The organism is Paenisporosarcina sp. (assembly GCF_049671445.1).
Classification (GTDB): domain Bacteria; phylum Bacillota; class Bacilli; order Bacillales_A; family Planococcaceae; genus Paenisporosarcina.
In genome coordinates, this window is record NZ_JBATUX010000130.1 from 1 (window position 1) to 1572 (window position 1572).

At 36.3% G+C, this 1572-nt stretch carries 2 protein-coding genes; one reads left to right on the forward strand and one right to left on the reverse strand.

Annotation, left to right across the window (positions count from 1 at the left end):
• Window positions 1–194, forward strand: a 194-nt coding sequence (locus WBG45_RS16255; RefSeq protein WP_424416129.1) for a diguanylate cyclase domain-containing protein, incomplete at its 5' end; no start/stop codon positions are given.
• 62 nt (window positions 195–256) lie between these two features.
• Here WBG45_RS16255 and WBG45_RS16260 read toward each other — a convergent pair.
• The coding region (locus tag WBG45_RS16260; RefSeq protein ID WP_424416130.1) for an SbcC/MukB-like Walker B domain-containing protein at window positions 257–1572 on the reverse strand (1316 nt) is incomplete at its 5' end.

A 1572-nucleotide genomic window follows, 5' to 3' on the forward strand; every position in this document is an offset into this window, starting at 1 on the left:
TAGCAGGACTTCACGACGAATTCAAGAAAGTCCAATTTTCTGAATTCACAACCATTAAAGATTCTATTGGCATTGCCACTTATCCAAATGACGGTGAAACACTTGAAACGTTAATCAATATGGCAGACACTGAGATGTATAATTCTAAACGAACTATGAAAAATAATTTATTAGAAAACGCACTTACCTATTAAATATCAGTAAGCCCTCCATAAAGGAGATAGCTTACTGATATTTTTTTACAAACAATAGGTAATCATTTAATTACAAATCTAGTCTCACTGTAGCCTTCTTTTGACTTCCTTACTTCTAAAATCGCTGGAATGGCTGTTTTTAATTCTTGAACATGAGAAATGACACCAATCATACGGCCTGATTTTTGAAGATCAATTAGTGTATCAATGGATTTATTCAAGGATTCTTCATCCAACGAACCAAAGCCTTCATCAATAAACATGGTATCTATGGAAACATTGCCTTGGAAGCTTTGAATGACATCAGCCATACCTAGTGCCAGGCACAACGAAGCGTTAAATTTCTCTCCACCAGAAAGCGTTTTGACATCGCGTGTTTGACCGGTATAAGCATCGTAGACGTCAAGTCCTAGTCCACTTTGTTTCCCTCTTGATTCTTGACGTTCACTTCGAATTAAATGGAACTGACCATTCGATAAGTTCTTTAATCGTTCATTTGCCGAAACAATTATTTGCTCGAGATATTCAATCTGCAAGTAGCGCTCAAATGAAATCTTCAAGCTATTTTGCCCTCTTATCACATCATATAGGTCGGTGATTTGATTGAACTGTTGTTCTTTCATAATAGCTTTTTTACTAGAGACAATTATGTTAGTGACTAAATTACTAGCAGCTTTTTTGTAGTCATTTGATTGATTGACTTCCTGTAAAGCCTTTTCATATATAAGCTTTAAAGTAGCCAATTCGTTGTGCAAATCGTTTAAATCGACTTTTGTTTTGTTCGCAAGTCTTACTGCCAAGTCAGCTACTTGTTCAATCAGTGTATGTCGTGCCTGCTTGAACTTCATAATTTGCTCTTTTAATGAAACTTTCTCTGAATCTCTTAACTTCGCTTGTTGGTACATTTCTTCAGTCTCAAAAGAGGAGGACTGGAGTGCAGTTTTAAAAGCGACCTCCGCTTTATCTTGTTTAGCCTTTGTTTCTTGAAAAGCATGCTCAGTGTGGGCTATGGTCAAAACCGAAGAAGAATGTTGTTCTCTAGCTTCTTGTCGTTGCTGTTGCACAGCTTTCCAAGTATTTTCAAGATTGATTTTACGTTCAGTTGTCTCGCGAATTTGTTGTTCTAATTGCGACAAAATACGTACTTCGTTCGGGATTGATTGCAACTTGTCTTCATAAATCGCTTTGCTTTTTTCGTAAGTTGATTTGGCTTCTTGGTGAATTGTTGCTATCTCTACTTTTTTAGCATCTAGCTCATGCACCATAAGTGTTTTCTCTTGGTGCTGTTGTCTTATTTTGCGAAGCTGATCTTTATCTTTTCGCATTTGATTGACTTCAACCTCTAATTTAAGACGAGATTCTTCCAATGTTTTATAAG